Raw genomic sequence first — 2,213 nt, forward strand, 5'->3', positions numbered from 1 at the left:
CCAACTCCGGCCTGCAGCGGCGGCCAGGCTAACAGCTTGGCCTTGGCGGCGCCTTAGGCTTCATTGGTGCCGTGTAAATCGCGGTGGGGGCGGGTGAGGTTGGTTAACACGGCCGTGCGGAACGCCACGGCGTCCACGCGCCCCTGTTCCAGCGCATGCGAGGACACTTCCATCGCCACGTGCGTAGCGCCCTCGCCGCGCATGGCGGCCAGCAGGCGGTGCACGGCGATCACGTCGGGCGTGGTGCGCTCGCCGGCCACCAGCCGGCCATGCAGGCCGGCCCCCAGCGTGCCGATGCTGCCGGCCACGTCGCCGTGCAGCGTCAGTGCCTGCGCGATCAGCTGCACGGTGGAGGTCTTGCCGTTGGTGCCGGTGACGCCGGTCATGGCCAGCGCACGCGACGGCGCGCCGTAGAAACGGTCGGCCAATTCGCCCTGGCGCTGGCGCAGGCCGGGCACGGCCACGGCGTTGGCCGGCGGCTCGGCGCCCTGCGGGGCCGGCGTTTCGAACAGGATCACGCTGGCCCCGGCCCGGCCCACCGCACCGGCGTGGCGCAGACCGTGGGTGCTGGCGCCGGCCAGTGCGATGAAGGCGTCGCCCGGCTGGAGATCGCGGCTGTCGGCGCTCAGGCCGGCCACCGTCGGGTCGAAGCCCGGGGGCAGCGACGGCTCGCCCTGCAGCAGCACGCTGAGCGGCATGGCGCGGCTCACTGCAGCGACTCCGCGGCGGCGGGTGCGGCCACCACCGGTGCTGCCGGCGGCGCGGCGGCCGCGGCCGCGGCATTCTTCTTGGCCTGGGCCGCAACCCACTGCCCGATGTCGTCCGGCGGCACGTCCATCAGGCGCAGGGCGCCGTCCATCACGTGGTGGAAGATGGGTGCGGACACCGCGCCACCGCCGTACTCGATGCCCTGCGGGTCGTGGATCACCACCACGGTGGCGAGCTTGGGATTCGACGCCGGCACCAGGCCGACGAAGATCGCCGCGTAGCGCTTGGCGATATAGCTGCCGCCGCCGGCCTTGCGCACGGTGCCGGTCTTGCCGGCCACGCGGTAGCCCATCACGGCGGCGCGGCTGGCGGTGCCGTCGGTGCTGGTGACGGTTTCAAGCATCGTCATCAGCTGCGCGGCGATGGCCGGATCGATCACCTGCACGCTGGCCGTGTCGGAATCCTTCACGAAGGTTGCTTCGTGCAGGCGTCCGCCGTTGCCCATCGCGGCGTAAGCGCGCGCCAGCTGCAGCGGCGTCACCGACAGTCCATAGCCGTAGCTGATGGTGGCCTTCTCGGTGGGGCCCCAGAGATTGGGCGCACGCAGCACGCCCGACGACTCGCCCGGGAAACCGCTGCCCGAGGCCTGGCCCAGGCCGAAGCGATGGTACATGTCGTACTGGTGTTCGTTGGTGAGCTCGTTGGCGATTCGGGTCGCGCCGACGTTCGAACTCTTGGTCAGGATGCCGGTCATGCTGAGCGTGCCGTAGTTCCTGAAGTCCTTCACGGTGTATCCGCCCGGCAGCGGCATGTAGCCCGGGTGGGTGTCGATGGCGGACTCGGGCGTGAACTTGCCGCTTTCCAGCGCCGCGGCAATGGTCAGCGTCTTCATCACCGAGCCCGGCTCCACCACGTCGGTAACGGCGCGGTTGCGCTGCGTCTCGGGGCCCGAGCCGTCGCGCGCGTTCGGGTTGTACGACGGCTGGTTCACCATCGCCAGGATCTCGCCGGTGGGCACGTCCACCACCACGATGGAGCCGCTGCTGGCGCCGCGTTCCACCAGCGCGGTCTTGAGCTCGCGGTAGGCCAGGTACTGGATCCGCCGGTCGATCGACAGCACCAGGTCGTGGCCGGGCTCGGCGGCGCGGATCAGGTCCACGTTCTCCACCGTGCGGCCGCGGCGGTCGCGGATGATCTTCTGCACGCCGGCCTTGCCGGTCAGCCATTCGTCGAACGCCAGCTCCAGGCCTTCCTGGCCGCGGTCGTCGATGTTGGTGAAGCCCAGCACGTGCGCCATCACTTCGCCGGGCGGGTACAAGCGGCGTAACTCGCGCTGCGAGTAGACGCCCGGGATGCCCATGTCCACCACTTCCTGGGCGATGTCGGGATTCATGTGCCGGCGCAGGTACACGAACTCCTTGTCGGCGCGCTGCGAGATGCGTTGCACCAGCACGTCGTGCGGAATGCCCAGCGCCTTGGCCAGCGCCGGCATGCGGTTGGCATGC

At 70.5% G+C, this 2,213-nt stretch carries 2 protein-coding genes; both read right to left on the minus strand.

What is annotated here, in order from left to right; genetic code table 11:
• Nucleotides 1-53 precede the first annotated feature (53 nt).
• Nucleotides 54-710, minus strand: a complete 657-nt coding sequence (locus K0M70_RS11720; RefSeq protein WP_290782115.1) for a Mur ligase family protein — start codon at nucleotides 708-710, stop codon at nucleotides 54-56.
• Nucleotides 707-2,213 (minus strand): penicillin-binding transpeptidase domain-containing protein (locus tag K0M70_RS11725; protein ID WP_343211211.1); only part of this gene is annotated, 1,507 nt, incomplete at its 5' end. The genes K0M70_RS11725 and K0M70_RS11720, both read right to left, overlap by 4 nt.

It is taken from the genome of Arenimonas sp. (assembly GCF_019459675.1).
GTDB lineage: Bacteria > Pseudomonadota > Gammaproteobacteria > Xanthomonadales > Xanthomonadaceae > Arenimonas.